Annotated in this window: 3 protein-coding genes; all 3 read left to right on the forward strand. The window is 33.6% G+C overall.

Going from position 1 to position 4,233, the window contains the following annotated elements:
- Positions 1–194 precede the first annotated feature (194 nt).
- The 3 genes from LOK41_RS27490 to LOK41_RS27500 all read left to right on the forward strand — a co-directional run bounded on the left by LOK41_RS27490 (position 195) and on the right by LOK41_RS27500 (position 3,464).
- Positions 195–350 (forward strand): hypothetical protein, encoded by a 156-nt coding sequence (locus tag LOK41_RS27490; RefSeq protein ID WP_241819279.1) that lies wholly within the window; start codon positions 195–197, stop codon positions 348–350.
- Positions 351–1,078: 728 nt separating this feature from the next.
- On the forward strand, positions 1,079–1,669 hold the full coding sequence (locus tag LOK41_RS27495; protein ID WP_174103831.1) for a sensor domain-containing protein: 591 nt from the start codon (positions 1,079–1,081) through the stop codon (positions 1,667–1,669).
- A 4-nt stretch (positions 1,670–1,673) separates the two neighbouring features.
- Positions 1,674–3,464, forward strand: a complete 1,791-nt coding sequence (locus LOK41_RS27500; RefSeq protein ID WP_241819280.1) for a helix-turn-helix transcriptional regulator — start codon at positions 1,674–1,676, stop codon at positions 3,462–3,464.
- Positions 3,465–4,233 lie beyond the last annotated feature (769 nt).

Genomic DNA, 4,233 nt, shown 5'->3' on the forward strand with positions numbered 1-4,233 from the left:
CAAAGGAAAAACGGATAAATTCTGTCATAGTTTTTATAGTTAGAAATATACCTTTCTGGTTCAAAAAACAACTTACTCTAAAAAATTGTTTTGGAAAAGTAAGTTCTTAATTTGATGAATATATGGTGGTATCAATCTTCTAAAAATAGAGACATTCTGTCTAATGAATGATGTAACAACAAAGGAGAAAAAACATGAAAAAAAGTTTAGCAGTTTTATTGTCAGCTGATGTTATTACTACATCAATTAGTTTACCGATATCTAGCTATGCAGATACATCAAATAATATACTGTCCACAGAGAAATATAATGAAACCATCAAGTTTTCAGAGTTTATTTCTGGACAGTGACTATATCATTTTCAACAAAAACTGCCGATCTAGTATTTCGATATAATGATGAAAATAAGGACAAATATAAACTAAGTACAATGAGTGTTCAAAAATCATTCACTGTAAAGAAACAAGAAGTTAATCAAGGTTTTTTATCTCCACAACTAGATAACCATGAGTATTTTATCGAACTAGGGAGGCGAACTCCTAGAGCATAATATTTTTACATGCAGCAAGCGCTCTAAGAAATGTTACTGGAACAACAAGGGTAGGGAAAGGTTTATTTGGATTTGGAAATAAAAAAATTGAATCTCTTAAAATCTAATACTACGTATTATTTAGTTGATAAAATGAGGGATCAAGGAATTTATAAGTATGATGCCCGAAATCAAGGGATTGATTATGACACTTCGTTTTTTTCAGGAATCCTTATTTTAAGGATTCCTTCTTTATATCAAAAAATCTGCAAAGAAAAAAGATAAGATTGGGAACACAATCTTATCTTCAGCACAACGAGTTAGCGGCTTGTTAGCATATGGACAGAGTGTAACAAGCCGCTATTCATAGTAGATAGTGAACTTTTGTCACATTTATAAAGAACAACAAAAATTGAGTGGATAAGGATGTATTGATAGTTATGTCATACAAACCATGACATTTTGACACTACCGTATGTGACAGAAAAATACTTAAAATAAAAAAGTAGCTTTTAACGCATTAGCAATGAATGAGGAGGAGAGATTTTAATGACGAAAGCATCAGCTCAAAAAACTTTGCAAGATTTTTATTTCTTGTTATTTACCTTTGTATCCGGTTTTTTTTACTTTTGTTTCTATCTGGTCAGCGTTACATTTGCATTAGTAATGACGATTATCTTTTTGGGTATTCCCTTGTTAGCGTGGGTACTGCAAACAACTCACACGTTTGTTCAGTATGAACGTATTCAGACGAAGATTTATGCAGATATATCGATAGAGATATTCGAACCAAGAAAAAAAGAGGAGGGAGATAAATGGATTAATGTGAGGGATATAATTCTTAATAATAGCAACTGGAGGGCTATTTTTTGGCTCATGCAGAAATTTTTTGTCGGAATAATGAGTCTTATATGTGCTGTTTTACTGTATGTAATGCCGCTAGTATGTATCGTTACCCCCTTACTTTTTCGATATTTTAATATATACTTATTGGGCATTGCTGTGAATTCATGGGAGACAGCAATTTTTGTCATGATTGTTGGTTTCATTCTCATCTGGATACATAATCTTATTGGAAACTGCTTAGTTCGAATTATTGGAATGTACACGCGTTTCATGTTTAAAGCTATAAAGGAGTGATAATTTGTTTAAAACTTTAAAACTATGGTTTTGGTATGATTGGGCCTTACTTTGTATACGCTTTATTATTTGGCTATCATTGATATCAGCGACTATCCAACAACAAGATCATTTGACAGTACCACTTTGGATTATAATCCTTTGGGAAGTCGTTTCATTTTCAGTACCTTGGATTTGTTTAATGTTCAGTTATCGCTATTATTTATTTACTGAAATAATATTATTTGGCGGAGTTTGTTTTTATTTAACTTTATTATTTCCTTCAGCGTATCTTGCTTTTTTAATGCCAACTTTTATGATTGCGGCAAATAGCGTTCATAAATCTTACCGCTGGTCGGGTCCTATCACAATTATTTTGTTCCCGTTGCTCATTGCGATATTTTCCAAAGTAACAGATTTATGGGGAATCATCCTACAACTCAGTTTAGCTTTTGCTATGGGCACTTTCTTTCGTTTACTGGCTATTAATTACCGTCAAAGTGAAATTATTCGGAACCAGAAACATGTATTGGAACAATATGTATCCCAAGTTGAGCGGATTACATTACTCGAGGAACGTGATAGGCTCTCAAAAGACTTACACGATACGATGGGGCATACCTATACTTCAATTATTATGGGGATGGAAACATTACGTATGGAATTAAAGTCTAAAGAAGGAGAGCAACAGCTCGATTCATTATTACAATTGGCCCGTAACAGTATGGAAGAAGTAAGACTGTATTTACATCAATTAGATTTATCACAAGAATCGCTTCCCTTAGCTGTCACATTACAACAATTGACAGAGGAATTTAAGAAACATTCAAAAGTAAATGTACGTACTCGAATAATAGGGGAAGAGTATATGGTCTCCAAACAATCAAAAATGACACTATATCGGAGCTTGCAGGAATCACTAACAAATGCTGTTCGCCATGGGCATTCCACAGAAATCATTGTGTCACTTCATTTTGAACCACAACAGATAAGATTGGATGTACAGGATAATGGCTGTGGGGTAGAAGAGTGGAAGGATGGCTTTGGATTAACTGCAATGAAAGAGCGTGTGAGTCAGTCACAAGGAAGAGTCATTGTTTATTCCAAAAAAGGGGAAGGGACATTAATTTCATGTGTTTTACCGAAACAAGTACAACTGTCTAATGAACAAATCCGCCTGTGTATTGTCGATGATCATTCTTTTATCCGAGAAAGTCTTCATACAATTTTGGATGGACAGGAGGATTTACAAGTAGTGGGTATGGCTGAAGATGGAGAACGGGCTTTGGAATTGTGTGAGAGACTAAAACCAGATGTAGTATTAATGGATTTAGAGATGCCAAATCTGAATGGGATTTATGCGACTAAAATGATTAAGAAAAAATGGCCGGACATTCGTGTACTCATTCTGTCAACCTTTCAGAATACAGAAAGGGCAAAAGAAATCATACGAAATGGTGCGGATGGATATTTATTGAAATCCATAGATTCGCGTGAACTAGCTGAATCAATTCGTCTAGTCTATCGAGGAGGCACGATGATTAATCATGACTTGTTCCATAGAATGTGGGAAGAAAATGAAGAAACCGGATTATTTGAATCACGATCAGATGGAAAAGAGTATGGATTAACGAAACGAGAATTAGAGATTTTAGAACTATTATCACAAGGAAGCCGTTATAAAACAATAGCTTCGACACTTTACTTGTCAAACGGAACGATAAGAAATTACGCCTCCAATCTCTATGAGAAGCTAGGAGTTAAAAATCGAGAAGAAGCCGTACAAAAGGCAAAAGATATAGGATTACTTTCTTGACTCTCTCAATTGAACTAGTTAGCTGAAGTCAATGGGGAACTTACAGATAATGCAGGGCATCACTACCCAATCCTACATTTGAAACTACAATGAAAAATAAAGATTTGGAACGCCTCTGTTTTTTTGTGAATAAAGTTGTTTAAAAAGGTTATTCGGATTTTCATATCGAAAAAGTAAAACACTATAGACGATGACTATAAAATTTGTAGACCATAACTGAAATTGAAAGAAGATTTAAGGTAGATGAATATTTTATTCAAACCTATCTTTACAGAGGACTGGTAAATAGTTTTCATATTCGCAAGTACATCGGTCCTAAATCTGAAAGTAAAATAGGTGTTTTGGTCAATAACATCTGTGATTTAGATGTTATTGACCAAATTTAGAAAATATTTATTACGTTGCCATGAGTGGTTTTAGAATTGAAAGAGGTACTTCCATAAATTCGGGGATAATAATACTAACTAGATTCAAGCTCTCTATAAAGAGAAGAATCTAGAAACTAAAGAAATTAGTGTGATCGTGCTTAATTGTAGTCAAATATAAAATATGTCGTTTTGAGTTGAAGTAAGATGTGTAATTGAAAAAGATAACAGGTTAATATATTTCTAATCATTTAAAGGGAAGGGTATGTGATTGAGGTGAATAATACATATAAGGGGTATCACCACATTGCTATCAAGCTAACAGAAATAGAAAACTAAAGTCCGATGAACTTACGTTCAACGTCTGTCTGTTTCTTGTATTATTCACTCTTATATTTAAAAAG

The organism is Bacillus sp. TL12, assembly GCF_022625245.1.
Classification (GTDB): domain Bacteria; phylum Bacillota; class Bacilli; order Bacillales; family Bacillaceae_G; genus Bacillus_A.

Coding starts and splice junctions, on each gene's coding strand:
- LOK41_RS27490 (WP_241819279.1), top strand. CDS start 195: ATGAAAAAAAGTTTAGCAGTTTTATTGTCAGCTGATGTTATTACTACA.
- LOK41_RS27495 (WP_174103831.1), top strand. CDS start 1,079: ATGACGAAAGCATCAGCTCAAAAAACTTTGCAAGATTTTTATTTCTTG.